Origin of the sequence: Posidoniimonas polymericola, assembly GCF_007859935.1 — a bacterium.
In the GTDB taxonomy this organism is placed as follows: Bacteria; Planctomycetota; Planctomycetia; order Pirellulales; family Lacipirellulaceae; genus Posidoniimonas; species Posidoniimonas polymericola.
The window spans coordinates 234,133-251,994 of sequence record NZ_SJPO01000007.1 but is presented as its reverse complement, the minus strand read 5'-3'; the positions used below and the strand labels follow the sequence as shown (position 1 = coordinate 251,994).

The following is a 17,862-nucleotide window of genomic DNA, read 5'->3' as shown; positions in this document are numbered from 1 at the left end:
GGTAGGGCTGCGACACGATGAACTACCGAGCCGCTTCCCTAGCTGTGCGGTCATCGGCCTGCAGCCTGGCGATCATCTGCCTGTTGGCGGGCGTTGGTGACGCCGTCGAGCCGGTGGAGGTCGAGGTTGACCTGTCGACCCCGGGGCACAAGGTCAGCCCGCGGTTGATCGGCGCGTTCTTCGAGGACATCAACTTCGGCGCCGATGGCGGCCTGTGTGCCGAGCTGGTCAAGAACGGCTCGCTCGAAGCGCCCAAACCGCTGCTCGGCTGGAGCAGGCTCGGCCAGGGCGTCGAGATCGAGCTTGCCAGCGAGGCGGCCATGTCTTCGGCCAACCCCCGCTACCTCCGCTTAGAGGGCGGCGACGGCGCGTCGGACGGCGGGGTCTTCAACGAGGGCTTCCGCGGGATGGGCATCCGCGGTGGCGGCGACTACCGGCTCTCGTTCCAGGGCCGCTCGACCGCCGGCAGCGCCGCCAGACTGCGGGTGCGTGTCGTTGACGAGCAGGGCCAAGAGCTGGCCGGCGAGACCTTTACCGTCGAGGGTTCTGCCTGGCGCCGCCACGAGGCGACGCTGCGTGCCGACACGACCGCCAACAAGGCCCGACTCGAATTGCGACTGGTCGCGGGCAAGCTGGCCGATCTCGACCTGATCTCGCTCTGCCCAGCGGACACCTGGAAGGGCCGCCCCGGCGGCCTGCGTCGCGATCTGGTGCAGCTGCTGGCCGACCTCAAGCCGGCGTTCTTCCGGTTCCCGGGGGGCTGCATCGTCGAGGGCAGTGAGCTCAAGTACCGCTACCAGTGGAAGACTACCATCGGCCCGCGTGAAGAGCGGCGGCTGATTGTCAACCGCTGGAACACCGAATTCGCCCACCGCCCTGCGCCGGACTACTACCAGTCGTTCAACCTCGGCTTCTTCGAGTACTTCCAGCTGGCCGAGGACCTTGGCTCCGAGCCGCTTCCGATCCTGAACTGCGGCATGGCGTGCCAGTTCAACACCTCGGAGCTCGTCCCACTCAACGAGCTAGCCCCGTACATCCAGGACGCGCTCGACCTGATCGAGTTCGCCAACGGGTCGGCCGAGACCACCTGGGGCGCTAAGCGGGCGGCGATGGGACACCCCGAGCCGTTCGGCATGAAGCTGCTGGGCGTCGGCAACGAGCAGTGGGGGCCCGAGTACTTCGAGCGGTACGAAGAGTTTGCGCGGGTGCTGCAGGAGCGGCATCCAGAGATCGAGTTGATTTCGACCTCGGGCCCGTTCCCCTCGGGCGACCTGTTCGACTACGCCTGGCCGCTGCTCCGCAAGCAGCAGGTCCCGATTGTTGACGAGCACTGCTACGCCTGCCCGGATTGGTTCCTCCGGGAGGCCCACCGGTACGACAACTACGACCGCAACGGCCCGCAGGCGTTTATGGGCGAGTACGCCGCGCAGTCGGTGCAGATTGTTTCGCCCCGCAACCGCAACAACCTGCGGTGCGCGATCGCCGAGGCCGCCTTCTTGACCGGGATCGAGCGGAACTCGGACGTCGTGACCATGAGCGCGTACGCGCCGCTGATGGCCCACGAGGACGGCTGGCAGTGGCGGCCGAACCTGATCTGGTTCGACAATCTGAAGAGCTACGCGACGCCCAGCTACTACGTGCAGCAGCTGTTCAGCAAGCACCGCGGCGATATCACCGCGCCGGTCAAGATCACCGACCCACGCCCGGCGCCGCCGGTCGGTGGTCGGTTCGGCCTCGGCTCGCACCGCTCGTGCGTCGAGTTCCGCAAGCTGAGCGTGGACGCCGAGAATCAAACCGTGCACCTGGGCGACTGGGAGACCGATGAGGGCGTGGTTAGGCAGACCTCGCTCGACAGCGCGACACGGGTCCTGGTGGGCGAACCGGTCAGCGGCGACGCGACCTTCACCTGCCAGGCACGCAAGGTTTCGGGGCGCGAAGGTTTCGCCATCTTCCTCCGTTACGGGGACGGCGGCTCGCGGATCGAGTGGAATATCGGCGGCTGGAACAACAAGCGGCACGGGCTGATCGATCAGCAAGCGGCCCACTCGACCACCCCGCGGCAGGTCGTTGACGCCGAGGGCACGATCGAGACCGGCCGCTGGTACGACGTCAAGGTCGTGGTGCAGGGCGAACGGGTAATCTGCTCACTCGACGGGGAGGTCGTGCACGACGTCGAAATCCCGAGGCCACAGATTGACCGCGTGTTCGCTGGGGCTTCGACTGCCGATGATGGCGGCAAGGCGATTGTCAAACTCGTGAATCCCACCGATGAACCAACCACGGTGCGGCTGCAGCTCAACGGCCTCGCCGGCGGCCCCCGCGAGGCCCAGGTGATCCGGCTCTCGGGCGATCCGGAAGACGAAAACTCAATCGACGCGCCCCAACAGGTTTCGCCCCAAGCGTCGCGGCAGCGCCTCTCGGGCGCCGACTCGACAATCGACCTGCCACCACACTCCTTTACGATTTTGAGGACGACGACCAAGGGAGCCCAGTAATGCATTGGGCCCCCGGGTGTTGCGTGCTCGCGTGCTGCGCCGCAGCGGCAGCCGACGAAGCGGTGCTCTCGGGGCACGTACGCGTGCACGACCCTTCGTCGATTGTCCGCGAGGGTGGTCACTGGCGGCTGTTCTCGACCGGCTGGGGGGTGCAGTCGCTCACCTCGCCCGATCTTGAGAACTGGACCTCCGGGCCGGGCGTTTTTGCCCAGGAGAGCCGCCCGGCGTGGATCCCCGAGTTGGTCCCGGGCTTCCGGGGCCACTACTGGGCGCCCGACATCGTGCGGGTCGGCGACGAATACCGGCTGTACTACTCTGCTTCGCAGTTTGGCAAGCAGAACTCCGGCATCGGCCTCGTGGCGACACGCTCGCTCGATCCGGAATCCAAAGACTATAGCTGGGTCGACCGCGGCGCGGTGGTGACTTCTAACCCCGACGCGCCCTACAACGCCATCGACCCGTCGGTCCTCGTCGACGACGACGGACGCCACTGGATGGCGTTTGGATCGTACTGGCAGGGCCTGTACCTGGTGGAACTCGACCCGGCGACCGGGCTGTCACTCAAGGGGGCAGACAAGACACGCCTCGCTTGGGCAGAAATGATCGAAGCGCCGACACTAATTAAGCGTGACGGTGTTTATTTTCTGTTTGTGAACCACGGCCTTTGCTGCCGCGGCGTGGAGAGCACCTACCGCATCCTGGTAGGCCGCAGCGAAGCGGTGACCGGCCCCTACCTCGACCGCGACGGCACGCCGCTGCTGGAGGGTGGCGGGACGCTGGTGCTCGAGACGCTCGGCCGGCGGATCGGGCCGGGCCATGTCGCGATGGTTCAGGACGGCGAGCAGCGGCGTTTCGGATTCCACTACTACGACCGCGACGACCGGGGACGCTCGAAGCTGGGGCTCGCCGAGTTCGCCTGGTCGGACGACAACTGGCCGCAAGCGACCAACGTCCAGCTAGTCGCCAATGACACCACTCCTCGCCGACCGCGGCGGCGTCCCCCGCAGCCCGCGGCATCGTCCAGCGGTCCGAATCCTCCCGAGCCCTGACCTCAGCCGTAGCCCGCGCCGCGTCCTGCTCCAAATAGATTGCACACGATGAGAACACCCCTGCTCTCTTGCGGCCTGCTCGTCGGCTTGGCGCTCGGCGCCACGCCGGTCCTCGGGATCGGGGACAAGATCTTCGTTGCGGAGCTCGGAGGCGTCTCGTCGGACGGCGACCCCATCGCCTTGTCTGAGGGGCGGATCGTTGTCGACGACCGCAACACCGGGCAGGTCGACTACAATAACCCGTTGCTGACCATCGCCGACACCATCATGGTCAACCCGTATGGCGTGCTCTCGCCCGGCGCTGCTCTGCTTGTACCGGCGGCGTTCGCGGCATCCCCAATTCATTGACGGAGAGCATCATGAATAACCTGAGTATGACGCTAGCTGCGGCGTTGCTGCTGACGCCGCTCGCCCCGCTGTCGGCGGCCGAACCGTTCGACGTGCAGGTTTCGATCGACCCCGCGGAGACCATCGGGCCGCTGCGGCCGATTTGGCGGTTCTTCGGCGCCGACGAGCCCAACTACGTCTACATGAAGGACGGCGAGAAGCTTACCGGCGAGCTGGGCGCCTTGCGGCCAGGTTCGGTCTTCTTCCGCCCGCACAACCTGCTCACCAGCGGCGACAAGACGCCCGCCCTGAAGTGGGGCAGCTCGAACGCCTACACCTACGACAACGATGGCCGGCCGGTCTACGACTGGGAAGTCGTCGATCGGATCTTTGACACGCTGATCGCGGGCGGAGTGAAGCCTTACGTCGAGGTTGGTTTCATGCCGGAGGTCCTGTCACGCCAGCCGACCCCGTACCGCCACGAGTGGCGGCCGGGTCTCCCCTACAGCGATATCATGACCGGCTGGCGCCAGCCGCCCAAGGACTTCGCCGAGTGGGAAAACCTTGTCTACGAGATGGCGAAGCACTGCGCCGAGAGGTACGGCGCCCAGGAGGCGGCCTCCTGGTATTGGGAGACCTGGAACGAGGCCAACATGCACCCCGGCGGTTACTGGGGTGGGACGCGGGAGGAGTTCCTCCGGCTTCACGACCACACCATCGCCGGCGTGCGGAGGGCGCTGCCGGAGGCCCGGGTCGGCGGTCCGCACTCGGCCGGCGACGGCGGCGAGTTTACCCGGGCGTTCCTCGAACACTGCCTGCGGGGGAAGAATGCCGCCACCGGCGGGGAGGGGACCCCGCTCGATTTCATCGCATTCCACGCCAAAGGGGCGCCCCGGTGGGAGGACGACCACATCCGCATGGGGATCGCCCAGCAGCTGGCGACCGTTGACCGCGGTTTCAAGATTGTCGCCTCATTCCCTGAACTCCGCGAAACTCCGATTATAATTGGCGAGTGCGATCCGGAGGGGTGTGCGGCGTGCCAGGGGCGACAGTTCAGCTACCGCAACGGCACGGTCTACTCGAGCTACACGGCAGCAAGCTTCGCCAGGCTGCACCAGCTGGCGGACAAGCGCGGCGTGCGGCTCGAAGGCGCCCTCACCTGGGCGTTCGAGTTCGAGGACCAGCCGTACTTCGCGGGCTTCCGGCAACTCGCCTCGAACGGCGTGGCGTTGCCAGTGCTGAACGTGTTTCGCCTGTTTTCGCGGATGGGGGGCGAACGGGTCGCCAGCGAAAGCTCGCACCAGACGCCGCTTGATGAGATAATCGAGAAAGGTGTGCGGGACCGGCCCGATGTGGGTTGCCTCGCAAGCGTTCAAGGGGAACGGCTGTGGGTGCTCGTGTGGCACTACCACGACGACGACCTTCCCGGCGCCGACGCGAGCGTCACCGTGAGCCTGCCATCCGACAGCGTGCAGCGCGTCGCCAACGCCTGGCGAGTCGATGAGGATCACGCCAACAGCTACGCGGCGTGGCAAGCGATGGGGTCGCCTGGAGCCCCAAACAGCGAGCAGTATCGGCGGCTGCAGGCCGCGTCGCGACTAGAGGCCCTGCCCGGAACCGAGCTTAGGAACACAGAAGGCAAGCGGGCTGAACTCTCGACAATCGTGCCTCGGCAGGGGGTGGCGTTGTTCGAGTTTGAGCTTGCGAAGAGCGACGGATAACAACCAATGAAGAAACTCAAGACGCTTGCGATCATCGCGACGCTAGCGGCCAACCTGGCCTGCGGATCCGCTAAGGCGGTCGTCTGGAACGGCCCGTCGACCACTTTTTCCAAGGCTCCTTTCGCCGACTCGTCGCTCCCCGAAAACCAGGATCGCCTGACCGACGACATCTGGATCACGCGGACCAATACCCGCGGCCTGTACAACGCCGTGTCCGAGATTTTCCAGGGCGATGACAGTCCTGCGGGCACGCAGTGGGCGGTCGGCACCACCACGGACCTTGGCTCGCTCTCGTTCGATACCTGGCTGAATACGGTTGGGCTTAGCTCGTCCATCGGTGGGCCGCCCAACTCGGTTGGCGTCGACTTTGTCGTTCACCTGGTTTCCGACGACATCTACTTCGACCTCCAGTTCACCGAGTGGGGGCAAGGGAGCGGCGCCGGGGGGAGCTTCGCGTATATCCGGTCGACCCCGCTGACAGCCAACGGCGATTTTAATTCTGACGGCCTGGTCGACGCCGCCGACTACACGATCTGGCGGGACACGCTCGACTCGACCGAGGACCTGCGGGCCGACGCCAACGGCGACAATGTGATCAACACCGCCGACTATGACATCTGGGCCGCCACATACGACTCGCCGATCGGCGCCGCCACATCGACGCCGGAACCGTCGACCGCGGCAACGCTTGTATTGGCCTGCGTCGCGGCCGGGCTCGCGCGGACGACCAATCGTCGGTCGGCCTGAGGGAGTCAGACTGCGCCAGGAGTCGTTGGCATCACGCGTGACAATCTACCCGCCGATGCAGGCGGCCGCCTCGCGGGCGATCTGCAGCTCTTCGTTCGCCGCCACGATGCAGACCGCGACCCGGCTGCCGACGGCTTCGATGCGGCTGTCGTTCTCGGTTAGGCCAACCGCGTTCTTTTGCGCGTCCAGCGTGACGCCCAAGATCGCCAACCGCTCGCAGACCGCCGCTCGCACCACCGCGCTGCGTTCGCCGACGCCGCCGGTGAAAACCAGGGCGTCGAGGCCGTCGAGCGCGACCAGGTAGCCGCCTACCGTGCGCGCAATGCGGTAGACGTAGGCGTCCAACGCCAGTTGGGCGACGGCGTCACCGTCTTCGGCCCGCGCGATCACATTCCTCAGGTCGGGGTCGCCGGCGAGTCCCTTGAGCCCGCTCTCGCGATTGAGCAAAGCATCGATCTGGTCGGGAGTCAGCCCGCCCTCGCGGGCGAGGAAGGTGAGCACCCCGGGGTCGATGTCGCCGGCGCGGGTCGCCATGATGAGACCCGCCAGCGGCGTGAAGCCCATCGAGGTGTCGACCGACTTGCCGCCGTTTACCGCGCACGCGCTTGCCCCGGCGCCGAGGTGGAGCACCACGGCCTTGAGCTCGCCTACCGGCCTGGAGAGCATCGCGGCCGCCCTCTCGGATGCCCAGCGGTGCGAAGTCCCATGGAAGCCGTACTTCTTGATCCCGTACCGCTCCGCCAGGTCGCGGGGGATCGCGTACTGCGAAGCGTACTGGGGGATGGTCTGGTGGAAGGCGGTGTCGAAAACCACGACCTGCGGGACGTTGGGGAACCGCTGGGTCGTGATGCGGACGCCGAGCAGGTTGGCGGGGTTGTGCAGCGGTGCGAGCGGCTCTAGTTCGGCGATCGCCGCCAGCGCGTCGGGGGTAACGAGGGCGGCCCCGCTGAACCGGTCGCCGCCGTGGACCACACGGTGGGCGATGATGTCTGGCGCGGTGTCCGATTGCGAGCAGACCGCCTCGATCCCGGCGTCGTGGCTCGCGGGCCCGTCGGCTGTACCGATACCCTCCACCGCGCCGCCGCCAACCTGCTGCTCGGCTGGCATGTCGTAACTGCGGTGCTTGATGGATGAGCTTCCGCAGTTGATGACGAGGACCCTCATTCTGCCGCCCCCGCCCCCGCCTGGGCCTGAATCGCGGTGATCGCAACGGTGTTCACGATGTCGGCTACCGTGCACCCGCGGCTCAGATCGTTCACCGGTTTGCGGAGTCCCTGCAGCACCGGGCCGATGGCGACAGCGCTGGCCGACCGCTGCACGGCCTTGTAGGTGTTGTTGCCCGAATCGAGGTCCGGGAAGATAAAGACCGTGGCTTTGCCGGCGACGCTGCTGCCGGGCAGCTTCGAGGCCGCTACGCTCGGGTCGATCGCGGCGTCGTACTGCATGGGACCCTCGATCGACAGGTTGGGCGCCCGCTCGCGGGCGATCCGCGTCGCCTCCCGGACCTTCTCGACCGCGGCACCGCTGCCGGAGTCGCCGGTGGAGTAGGAGAGCATCGCCACCCGCGGCGGCACCCCAAACTGGGCCGCGGTTGCGGCGGATCCGATAGCGATGTCGGCGAGCTCGGCGGGCGTCGGGTCGGGGTTCACCGCGCAGTCACCGTAGACCAGCACCCGGTCGGGCAGGCACATCAGGAACACGCTCGACACCACCGACACCCCCTTGGCGGTGCGAATGATCTGCAGCGCTGGCCGAATCGTCTGGGCGGTGGTGTGGGCGGCGCCGGAAACCATGCCGTCGGCGTCGCCGAGGTGGACCATGATTGTCCCAAAACAGTTGACGTCTTCGACCTGGTCGAGCGCATCCTGCAGCGTGACCCCCTTGTGCTTCCTCGCTTCGTAGAACACCTCGGCGTAGTGCTGGCGGTCCGGAGACGAGACGGGATCGATGATCTTGGTCGTCAGCAGGTCGACGCCCAGCGTCGCGGCGCGGGTTGCGATCTCTTCTGGCTTGCCGAGCAAGACCAGCGAGGCGACCTCGCGGCGAGCCAGCACGGCCGCGGCGCGGAGCACGCGGTCGTCGGACCCCTCGGGGAGCACGATCGTCTTGCGGTCGCGACGCGCCTTCTCGATGAGGTCGTTCTCGAACATCAGCGGCGTGACGCGTTCCGATCGCGCGACCGCGACGCGCTTCAGCAGGGCCTCGATATCGACGCTGCTCTCAAACGCTCCCAGCGCCGCGGCAATCTTCGGGGTGTTGTCCGCGGTCAGCACCGCCTGCGTTCCCTCGACCCCCATCGCGGCGGTGAAGGTGTCCCCCTCGACCAGGAGGATCGGCGGCAGCCACCGCCGCATTCCGTCGAGCAGCCGCATAACCGCTGGCGGCGGCTCCAGCCCGCCGGTCAGGAGCACCGCCGCGGGCGTCGCGAAGCCCTCGCTGATGACCGAGGCGATCGCTCCGACCAGGATGTCCGCCCGGTCGCCGGGGGTGATGATGAGTGATCCCTCCGCCGTCCGCGACAGCGCGTTGGGAAGCTGCATCGCGGCGACGCGGTAAGTCGCGATATCGCGTTGGGCCGCGTCGCCCGGGTCGTGCAGCCACTCGGCGCCAACGGCTGCGGCAACCTGGGCGACCGTGGGCCGCGCAAGGGCGGGCGTCTCGGGCAGCACCCAGGAGGGCCCGTCGGTTTCCGGATGGAGGTCGAGCTCCGCCCGGATCTCTTCTGCCTGCGCCGCCGAGGCGCGGTTCACGAAGGTCGCTGCGACTGTGTCGCCGAGCTGCTCGAGCGAAGCGCGGGCGGTCCGCAGAGTCCGCATGGTTTCCGCCACGGACCGGCCCGCCGCCGAGCCGACCAGGACGATCGGGCACCGCAAATGGATGGCCAGGCCGGCGTTGAACTCGAACTCAAACGAAGCGCCGAGCCCCGAGTAGTCGGTCCCCTCGCAGAGGATAAATTCTGCGTCGCGGGCTAGGGCGTGGTAGCGGTTCAGCAGTTCGCCAAACAGGATATCCTTCTGCCCGTCGGCAATGAGCTGCTGGGCGCGGTCCAGCCGCATCCCGACCATCTGCTCGGGGGTGGCCTTGATACGGTAGCGGTCCCGCACCAGCTGGATGTGGGCGTTGTCCGCGGGGTCGCCACTGACGAGAGGCCGGAAGTAGGCGAGTCGCTCGACACGCCGGGAAAGGATCTCCATCATGCCAAGGACCACGAGCGACTTGCCGCTGCGGGGCTCGTAGGCGAGGACGTAGGCAGAGTTTGACATGTGAGAACCGATTGCCGCGCCAGCGGTTACGAATCATTAAGGTTACAGAATCAATCGGGCGCTACGCCTGCAGGAGTTAGCAGGTCCGACTTACTCCCGGTCCTTGTTCGGCCAGGGAACTGATGAAACTCTGCTAATACCGTGCAATCTTCCCTCAGGAGGTTTACTTGATGGGCCGAGGCTTTGACCGATTCCGACCAATCGTTAGGCGCCAAGAGTCATTTCCACCGATTCTCGCAGCCAATGCCCCGCTTGGTAAGGAGGGCGTTCAAGAGGACCCCGCTTGCAGCCCCCAGCAGGGCGTAGAATCGATGGCGTCCCCGGCCCCTATTCGGGCAGATAGCGCACTTCGACACGCGACAGCTCGGTTTCCGAGCCCCCCGCTGCGACAGAAACCCTCACATACTTCCACCCCGGCGCGGAGACTGCCGCTTCGACCAGCTGGGGAACAAGGTAGGCGTAATCACTAGCTCCACGGTCTGCCTGTTTCAACGCGACCTCTGCCGCGGTGAAATGCACGCCGTCGGCCGACAGTTCGACCGTCAATTCGTCATTGGGGGCACTAGAGAACGCCCACACCATTACGTTCGCGATATTGCCGGCGACGTGGTAGGTGACGCTGGCGCCAGGTTGCAGCAAGAGCCGGTGGAAATCCTCCAGGGCCTGCCGTGCCCTGGCGCTCGTCTGTTCGTGGGCACCCTGCAGAGCACGCTCGGGTCGGGGCTCGCTGAACTCGTCCACCAGCAGCCGCGACGCGACCTCGATCGGCCCCAGCACGTTTGACGGGGTGGAGTCGCCAGCCGCGTTGCGGGCGACTACCCGGTAATAGGCCTGCGTCCCGACTTCCGCTTCCTCGTCTGCAAGCAGCGGTTGGTAGGGGTAGCGTGCGTCGCTCACCCGCTCAGCGATCCGCTCCCAGGGGCCCGCAGCCGACAGACCGCGGTAGACGTCGTAGCCGCTCGCCCCAGCCGACCCCTGCCAGGATAGCGTGAGCGGCCGCGGGCAGGGGAGTAGCTTGGGGGGAACTGGGACTGGCAGCGTGGGCGGCTGCTCCCCCCGGATCCGGTAGGCGGCGCCGCGCACCATCTGGAACACTTCACGCTCGCGGTAGCCGTCGCCGGAAGTGAAGCCGGGCCAGTGGAACGCCTTGAAGACGCCCTGCCCCGATGGTTCGTCGTGCCAGTAGAAGCCGCCCTCGCGGCGGTGGAACCTCAGGCTCCAGTAGAGCGCCCCGACCGCTTCACTCTCGATCACAGCGTCGAGGACCCGCCGCGCTTCGTCGACCGGCAGAAAACCGAACTCGCCTACCAAGTACGCCTTGCGGCCGGCGACCTGATGCGCCGCCTCCACCACACTGGCGGCGTTGTTGTTGCCGACGTTGGGGTAGTGGTGGGTCGTGACGATGTCGATGCCGGGGTCGTCGATCGACTGCAGCGGCGGGCCGTGCAGCGAGCACCCGTCGATGACCAGGTGGTTGGGGTCGAGCTGCTTGATGTAGGCCGCGACTTTACGCGTCCACTCGGCGGTCGCGTCTAGTTCGTTGCCGGTTTCCCAGGCAAGGATCGCCTGGGAGTCGCTGTACCGTTCGCCGGTCAACGTGTTGCGTCGCTGGACGACATGCCGCACGGTCTGCTTGAAGTCCTCAACCAGCTGCGGGTCGCTCCAGAAGGCGCCCTCGGGACGACCGCGGAACGCCTCGTACTGCTTAACGCCCCCCCACCAGTGCCAGTTGTCGACAAGTGGGATGATGAGCCGGACACCCTCCTCCTCGGCCACTTTGATGACCAGGTCGAGCGCCTGGAACGCCTGCTCGTTGAACCTGCCGGGGCCCAGCACGTGCACGTGATCGCCCATGTCGCCCTGGTCACGGCGGACGCTGATCACGTAGCTTCGAGCCGCCCGGCCACCCATCTGCGAGACCGACCGCAGCGCGTCGCGGACCTCGAACTCATCGGGCCACCGCCAGGGCGAGCCGCCCAGGAAGTTGAGAGAGTCTTCAACGCAATGCAGGTTGGGGACGTTCCAGGATACAAACCGGTACGGCGAGTCGCCGTCGTAGAGCCGGTGCTGCTGGCGGGTGACAAAGTGCTCGAACGCGACCGCCCTCGAATCGCCTAGGGCGAGCAAGCAAGCCGAGAGCGCCAGCAACAATTCTCGCTGGACCTTAATGCGCATTCCCCTCGACTCCTAGCTAGCTCGGCGTCGCCGCCCCGACAGACGCGGGCTCGGGCGGGTACTCCTCGAGTTTGTCGTACCAGTAGAACTTTAAGTAGAGAGTGCAGGCCGCGACAACCAGCAGCGCCACCGCGAGCGCAGAATAGTCTCGCAGGACGAGGTAGATCCCCACCACCGTGAGACTAGTCTGCCAGACGATCCCCACCGCGACGTTGCTCATGTCGCGGCGGAAGTGGCGGTTGGGCTCAACCTCGACGCCGCTCGCGGCCAGACGCTCCCGCACCGGCCCCCACGCCCCCCACGGCCGGACCCGCAGATAAAACGCATCGATGACGGCTGGCTCGTCGGCGGGCGTCAGCAGGCTGCCGGCGACACACCCCACCAGCGAGGCCGCGAAGATGATCGGGAATGTGTAGATCGGAGAGACCGCCGGGAGGCTCGCCGGCACGACCCCAGCCGCAACAATCCCGGCCAGCATTCCGTAGAAGTAGCCGTAGCCGTTGAAACGCCACCAGTGCCACTTCAGCACGTTGGCGGCGGTGTAGCCGCCGTAGAGCGCCGCCACGATCCACTGCACGACCGAGTTGAGCGAGTCGACCGCGAACCCCAACGCCGTGCCCACCACCACCACCGCTACGGAAACCGCGTAGCTCATCCGCACGTAGGTCTTCTCGGAAGCGTCCGCGTTGAAGTACCGCTTGTAAATGTCGTTCACGACGTAGGCGGGCGCCGCGTTGACAGTCGCCGCGTAGGTCGACATGAAGGCGGCCAGCAGCGCCGCGATCAGCAGACCGAACAGCCCCACCGGCACGAACTCTCGCATGGCGATCGGCAGGATCAGCTCGAAGTCCACCTGCTCGCCCATGGCGTTCAGCTGGTCGGAGAAGAACGCGAGCGCGAGCACGGTCAAACCGGTGATCAGCATGTAGCGGGGGATCAGCAGCACCAGACTCACCAGTCCGCTCATCAGGGCCGCCTCCCGGGGCGATCGGGAAGAGAGCACCCGCTGCATGTCGTAGTTGGGGGCTGGCCCGGCCATGCTCTGCAGCCACCCCTTGGCCAGCATCATCATCACAAAAGCGGAGAATATCTGCCAGCCGTCGGACTCGATCTTGGAGTTCGCGGCGTCCATGACGCCGGCCCAGTCGAGGTCCAACCGCCAGCCGAACCACAACCGGCCCCAGCCGGCGGGGACGCGGTCGGAGAGCATCTCCGGCGACACCATCGTCATCGCGAGCAGCCCGACCCACACACACGCGACGGTCATCACGAAGAACTGCAGCACCTCGGTGAACACCACGCTCATCATCCCGCCCTTCACGACGTAGAGCGTCGTGACGCCGGTGATGAGCAGGCCGTAGAGGTTCACATTGGTCGTCGGGTCGGCGGCGAGCTGGTAGGGGACGAAGGTCGCGGCAAACTTGCCGATGCCAATGAACCCGTAGGCGAGAAACCCGACCACGTTGATCAGCGCAAACAAGACGACAATCAGGTGCGCCAGCTGCGACCCCCGACCGTCGCCAAAGCGGAAGCGGATCCACTCGGCGCCGGTCATCACCCCCGAACGCCGCAGCCAAACCGACAGGTACACCATCATGAAGACCTGATTAAACACCGGCCACAGCCACGGTATCCACGCGCTCTTCAGCCCGTAGACGAAGAGCAGGTAGACCATCCACATCGTGCCGCTGATATCGAACATGCCCGACGCGTTCGACAGCCCGAGCATGTACCACGGGATGCGGTTCCCGCCGAGGAAATACGCACCCATGCTGCGGGAGGCGAAGCGGGCGCACCAAACGCCGATGCCGATCGTGACCGCGAGGTAGACCGCCAAGATGACGAGGTCGACAGTGTGGTATCTATCCATCAGACCAGCGCCGTAGGAACGCCGGCCGTCAGCAGGCGGGCGATTGCAGGGATAAGAGGTCGTACGCCGAGCGGGTCCGCCTACAGCCCATCAGCAGCCAGCGGCCCTTCAGAAGACGGTCGAGTTCGCCTTCGTGAACTCAACAATGCGATCCACGGTGCTGTAGACGACGCACGTGCAAGTATCGGCCGCACCGTAGTAGATCGCAAGCCGGCCGGTCGCTTCATCGTGCAGCGCCGCACAGGGGAACACCACGTTCGGGACGTGGCCGAATACCTCGTAGTCTTCGTCGGGAGTCAACAAGTGGCGGTTCGTGCGGTACAGCACGCGGGCCGGATCGTCCTTGCACAGGACTGCCGCCCCCATGCTGTAGACGAACCCATTGCAGGTGTCGATCACGCCGTGGTAGATCATCAGCCAGCCGTCGGCGGTCTCGATCGGGATCGGGCCGGCGCCGATCTTGGTCCGCTGCCACCACTGGCCGTGCTCGCCGCCGCCCCGACGCATCACCAGGCGGTGCTTGCCCCAGTGGACCATGTCGGGGCTCTCGCTGAGGTAGATGTCACCGAACGGGGTGTGGCCGTCGTCGCTCGGCCGGCTCAGCATCAGGTACTTGCCGCCCAACTTGCGAGGGAACAATACCCCGTTGCGGTTGAACGGCAGGAATGCGTTGTCCATCCGCTCGAAAGTCCGGAAATCCTCGGTGCGGGCGATGCTGATGGTCGGCCCATTGTGCCCGCCGCACCAGGTGATGTAGTAAACCCCGTCGATCTGAACCACACGCGGATCGTACGCGTAGTCGGCCGGGTCGTGGTCCTGGTTGGCGAACAGGATCGGGTCGGATTCAAATTTCCACTCGATTGCGTCTCGGCTCCAACCCACTCGCAGGTGGGGAAAGCGGTTGTAGTCCTCCGTGCGGAAAACCCCCACGTAGGCGTCGCCGAACGGCGCCACCGCGCTGTTGTAGATCCCCTGGATTCCAGGCATCGGACGCCGGGCGATAATCGGGTTCCGCGAGTCTCGCCACACGGCATCCTGGACCGCCGCGGGACGATCTTGCCAGGGGAACGATCGCTGATCGGCGCCGCTCTGAGCGGCTGCCCCTCCCGTCCGTTCGGCGGCTTGGCGATCGGCGGTATCGGCAGGGGTCATAGTCGGGGTCCTCAACGCGTCCGGGGCTCAGTAGTGGTAGGCCTGCCCGACTCGCTGACAATTCCATCGAGAGTTGGCCGCCTCCCGACTATCGTAGCCGCGGACCGCCGCGTGCTCAAGTAGTTGACCTAGCCATTTCGGGCTCCTCGCTTTCCTGCTGCATCCGCGATCGACCTCGTGTAACCTGAAGCTATGAACCAGAAAGGCGTCCCACGATTGAAAGATGTCGCCGAAGCGGCGAACGTCTCGGTAAGCGCGGCCTCGAAGATCCTCCGCGGGGATCAGGCGAGGTTTGGCGCCGATACCTGCCAGCGCGTCATCGACGCCGCCAAGGCACTCGGTTGGCGCCGCAACCTCCTTGTCTCGGGCATCCAGACAGGTCGCACCAAGACGATCGGGGTGATGATCCCGCCGTACGATTCGTTCTGGGTCAATGTCCTCTCAGGGATCCACCGCCGCCTGGCCGAGGCCGACTACCTCCCCATCACGGTTTGGCAGGGCGACCTTGGTCGGATGCCCCATTTTGAAGTCGACGAGAAAGAAGGCGCCCGGCAGATCAACCGCCTGCTCGACCGCCGCGTCGACGCGCTGATCATGTGGCCGGCGTTCGGCGTCGCCTACCAGGACCATCTGGTTGACCTCGCGGAGCGGAACCTGCCGGTAGTCGTGATCGACTACCGCAGCGACCCGCCCTTCGGCGACACCGTCACCACCAACGAAACCCAGGCCGCAAAGATGGTGGCCAAGCACCTGCTCGACCTTGGACACCGCAGGATCGCCTGTATATCTAGCCGAGAGACGAAATCTCAGACCTGGGCCTGGGAGCGGCGGCAGGAGTTCGAGCGCGCCGTGCAGGTTGCCTCCGACGCCGAGGTGAAGAGCTGGCGGCTCAATCGCACCGGAACGGACGGACTGGAGGTCGCGACGAAGCTGCTGACCGACCCGTTCCGCCCGACGGCGGTGTTCGCCGTGAGCGACCACGAGGCCATGCATGTCTACGACGCCGCAGTGACCCTGGGACTCAGCATCCCGCAGGACCTTTCGGTCGTCGGGTTTGCCGACTTGGACTTCTCGTCCCACCTGGTTCCCCCGCTCACAACCGTGCGCCAACGCCCCGACGAGATCGGCGTCAAAGCCGCGTCGCTGGTGCTTGACCGCCTGGAAGGCCGAAGCGATGGAGGGCCCTCAGAGCAGGCTCGCATCGACGCCGACCTGATTCTCAGGGATTCCTCAGCGCCTCCCGCCCGCTGATATTTGTCGGCTCCGAAAATACTTGACTCCCGTGCTCAAGTACTTTACCATCGCAAACAGAGCTGAGTAAAAGCTGCTGCGCCACGGTTAACCGAGCTGGTTGGGCTCTACCGGACGCAGTTGCTTTCCTTGTCCTTATCTAATCGGCAACCGGCGGCCTTTCGACATCCATGCAGACGTGGCGTGGGCTGGCAATCAGCCTGCACCGGCGGCCGCCGATTGAATCGAATCAAGTGGCGTTTTCTTACACCATACGAGGCGGAGTCTCTTCAATGACAATCATGGCGCCCGTTGCTTGCTCCCGTCGCATGCTTGGCCTCCTAGCGCTGACCGCCGCCTTTGGCGTCGCCGGCAGCGCCAGTGCACAGCTGCTGTTCTCGTTTGAGTCGGGACTGGATGGTTGGGTGGGCCCCACCTCCGCCGGCCCTTACATCAACCACTTTCAGACGACCACCGGCGCCACCGAGGGCGCCATGGCGATGGGCGTCGAGACGAGCTACGACTTCGGCCGCGGCGCGCGGGTGAGCCTTAGCACGGGCCCGGTGTACGACATCTTCAATCAGGTCTCGGCGGACCCTTCGCTGTACACGCTCGACTTCGACATCACGTTCACTGAGTCCAGCTGGACACAAGTCAGCGATGTCGGCACCTACTTCCTCTTCAGCGTCTTCTCCAACAGCGACGCGGCGGTTGGGTTTGAGGAAGTCAACAACATCGTCAACGCGTCTCCTGGGGTCGCGGGCAGCTACCACCTCACCATGCCGGCCTCGCAACTGTCGCTGACGCCGGACTCTTCGTACTACCAGCTGGGGGTCACAACCAATAGCAACCATTTCAACGCCGACACCAATGTGGGTGTCACCTACTACTTGGACAATTTCCGCTTCACCGAGGTCCCGCAGTACGTCGAGACCACACTGTTCTCTTGGGAGACCCCCGACAACCCCTCCACGCCCGGCGTCGACGAGAGATTCGAGGGCTGGCAGGACGGCTTCAGCAACGCGCCGTACCAACACACCCGCACGATTACCAGCAGCGGCGCGACCGACGGCGCCAACGCGCTGGGCGTCGGCTCGCCCCAGGCCGGCTTCGCGTGGGGAAGCCAGTTTGCGATCGACGCCAGCGTCGAGACCGGCGACCCGGCCCTGCAGCCGCTGGTCGATCAGCTGATTACGGAGGTGAACAAGGCCGAGATCTTAGCGCTGGACGTCACGTTTGGCGACGACCCCTTCCCCGCCTCGCCGACCTACGAATCGATCACGCTGAACCTCTCCGACTTCACGGGCGCCTTCTACCAGGCGACCCAGAACGCGGGCGACCCGACCGATCTTGCCGGACAGACCGTGACGCTGGAGTTCCCGCTGTCGTCCTTTATTGCGAGTGGGGTCAGTCTTCCCGCGGCGGGTGGACTTCAGCCCGGGGGCTTCTTCCGGCTGGCGCTGGGCACCAACTCGGACGACGCGGTTGATATCTCAATCGACAACGTGCGGCTGCTGGCTCCTGAGTTTGCCGGGCTGGCCGGCGACTACAACGACGACGGGGTCGTTGACGCGGCCGACTACACCATTTGGCGCGATAACGTCGGCGCCTCGGCGGGGACTCTCCCTAACGACCCGAACAGCGTTGCGATCGGGCAGGCTCAGTACGCCACGTGGGTCGCTAACTTTGCGGCCGGCGGGCCGTCATCGTCGGCCGAGGCCGCGCCGGAGCCAGGATCACTCGCCCTGTGCCTCTTGCTGGCTGGGTCGCTGGCGATGCGCCTCCGCCACCCGTCCGCCTGACCCCGTCGGGCCTCCATGCACACGATCAGGG

The 17,862-nt window shown here is 65.8% G+C and carries 12 protein-coding genes; 7 read left to right on the top strand and 5 right to left on the bottom strand.

The genetic code is table 11. From position 1 onward, the window contains the following. Positions 1–17: 17 nt before the first annotated feature. The 5 genes from Pla123a_RS15600 to Pla123a_RS15580 are packed head-to-tail and all read left to right on the top strand — an operon-like array spanning position 18 to position 6,339. On the top strand, positions 18–2,495 hold the full coding sequence (locus Pla123a_RS15600) for an alpha-L-arabinofuranosidase C-terminal domain-containing protein (RefSeq protein WP_146588595.1): 2,478 nt from the start codon (positions 18–20) through the stop codon (positions 2,493–2,495). Then, positions 2,495–3,544, top strand: coding sequence for an arabinan endo-1,5-alpha-L-arabinosidase (locus tag Pla123a_RS15595; RefSeq protein ID WP_146588593.1), 1,050 nt, complete (start codon positions 2,495–2,497; stop codon positions 3,542–3,544). The genes Pla123a_RS15600 and Pla123a_RS15595 overlap by 1 nt, the downstream gene beginning before the upstream one ends. 48 nt (positions 3,545–3,592) lie before the next feature. Continuing rightward, positions 3,593–3,892, top strand: a complete 300-nt coding sequence (locus Pla123a_RS15590; RefSeq protein ID WP_146588591.1) for a hypothetical protein — start codon at positions 3,593–3,595, stop codon at positions 3,890–3,892. An 11-nt stretch (positions 3,893–3,903) separates the two neighbouring features. Beyond that, positions 3,904–5,592 carry a GH39 family glycosyl hydrolase gene (locus tag Pla123a_RS15585; RefSeq protein ID WP_146588589.1) on the top strand — a complete coding sequence of 563 codons (1,689 nt, stop codon included), beginning with the start codon at positions 3,904–3,906 and terminating at the stop codon, positions 5,590–5,592. Between the two features lie 6 nt (positions 5,593–5,598). Continuing rightward, positions 5,599–6,339, top strand: coding sequence for a hypothetical protein (locus Pla123a_RS15580; RefSeq protein ID WP_146588587.1), 741 nt, complete (start codon positions 5,599–5,601; stop codon positions 6,337–6,339). A 45-nt stretch (positions 6,340–6,384) separates the two neighbouring features. Here Pla123a_RS15580 and Pla123a_RS15575 read toward each other — a convergent pair whose 3' ends face one another. The 5 genes from Pla123a_RS15575 to Pla123a_RS15555 all read right to left on the bottom strand — a co-directional run bounded on the left by Pla123a_RS15575 (position 6,385) and on the right by Pla123a_RS15555 (position 14,799). Next, the gene (locus Pla123a_RS15575; protein WP_146588585.1) at positions 6,385–7,503 is read right to left on the bottom strand and encodes an acetate/propionate family kinase; all 1,119 of its coding nucleotides are present in this window, start codon (positions 7,501–7,503) and stop codon (positions 6,385–6,387) included. Next, on the bottom strand, positions 7,500–9,602 hold the full coding sequence (pta, locus tag Pla123a_RS15570; protein WP_146588583.1) for a phosphate acetyltransferase: 2,103 nt from the start codon (positions 9,600–9,602) through the stop codon (positions 7,500–7,502). Before pta ends, Pla123a_RS15575 begins: the two co-directional genes overlap by 4 nt. Before the next feature lie 327 nt (positions 9,603–9,929). Then, entirely contained in the window at positions 9,930–11,777 is a 1,848-nt protein-coding gene (locus Pla123a_RS15565; RefSeq protein WP_146588581.1) for a cellulase family glycosylhydrolase, read from the bottom strand. 16 nt (positions 11,778–11,793) lie between these two features. After that, positions 11,794–13,647, bottom strand: a complete 1,854-nt coding sequence (locus tag Pla123a_RS15560) for a sodium:solute symporter family protein (RefSeq protein WP_146588579.1) — start codon at positions 13,645–13,647, stop codon at positions 11,794–11,796. 108 nt (positions 13,648–13,755) lie between these two features. Beyond that, entirely contained in the window at positions 13,756–14,799 is a 1,044-nt protein-coding gene (locus tag Pla123a_RS15555; RefSeq protein WP_146588577.1) for a glycoside hydrolase family 130 protein, read from the bottom strand. A 192-nt stretch (positions 14,800–14,991) separates the two neighbouring features. Between Pla123a_RS15555 and Pla123a_RS15550 the strand changes: the two genes are divergently transcribed. Beyond that, positions 14,992–16,050 carry a LacI family DNA-binding transcriptional regulator gene (locus Pla123a_RS15550; protein WP_146588575.1) on the top strand — a complete coding sequence of 353 codons (1,059 nt, stop codon included), beginning with the start codon at positions 14,992–14,994 and terminating at the stop codon, positions 16,048–16,050. Positions 16,051–16,358: 308 nt separating this feature from the next. Further along, a complete protein-coding gene (locus Pla123a_RS15545; RefSeq protein ID WP_146588573.1) occupies positions 16,359–17,831 on the top strand; it encodes a hypothetical protein in 1,473 nt (490 codons plus the stop codon). The last annotated feature ends 31 nt before the right edge of the window (positions 17,832–17,862 follow it).

Excerpts from the sequence above, each read along its gene's own strand:
- Pla123a_RS15600 (WP_146588595.1), top strand. The coding sequence starts at position 18 with ATGAACTACCGAGCCGCTTCCCTAGCTGTGCGGTCATCGGCCTGCAGC.
- Pla123a_RS15595 (WP_146588593.1), top strand. The coding sequence starts at position 2,495 with ATGCATTGGGCCCCCGGGTGTTGCGTGCTCGCGTGCTGCGCCGCAGCG.
- Pla123a_RS15590 (WP_146588591.1), top strand. The coding sequence starts at position 3,593 with ATGAGAACACCCCTGCTCTCTTGCGGCCTGCTCGTCGGCTTGGCGCTC.
- Pla123a_RS15585 (WP_146588589.1), top strand. The coding sequence starts at position 3,904 with ATGAATAACCTGAGTATGACGCTAGCTGCGGCGTTGCTGCTGACGCCG.
- Pla123a_RS15580 (WP_146588587.1), top strand. The coding sequence starts at position 5,599 with ATGAAGAAACTCAAGACGCTTGCGATCATCGCGACGCTAGCGGCCAAC.
- Pla123a_RS15575 (WP_146588585.1), bottom strand. The coding sequence starts at position 7,503 with ATGAGGGTCCTCGTCATCAACTGCGGAAGCTCATCCATCAAGCACCGC.
- pta (WP_146588583.1), bottom strand. The coding sequence starts at position 9,602 with ATGTCAAACTCTGCCTACGTCCTCGCCTACGAGCCCCGCAGCGGCAAG.
- Pla123a_RS15565 (WP_146588581.1), bottom strand. The coding sequence starts at position 11,777 with ATGCGCATTAAGGTCCAGCGAGAATTGTTGCTGGCGCTCTCGGCTTGC.
- Pla123a_RS15560 (WP_146588579.1), bottom strand. The coding sequence starts at position 13,647 with ATGGATAGATACCACACTGTCGACCTCGTCATCTTGGCGGTCTACCTC.
- Pla123a_RS15555 (WP_146588577.1), bottom strand. The coding sequence starts at position 14,799 with ATGACCCCTGCCGATACCGCCGATCGCCAAGCCGCCGAACGGACGGGA.
- Pla123a_RS15550 (WP_146588575.1), top strand. The coding sequence starts at position 14,992 with ATGAACCAGAAAGGCGTCCCACGATTGAAAGATGTCGCCGAAGCGGCG.
- Pla123a_RS15545 (WP_146588573.1), top strand. The coding sequence starts at position 16,359 with ATGCTTGGCCTCCTAGCGCTGACCGCCGCCTTTGGCGTCGCCGGCAGC.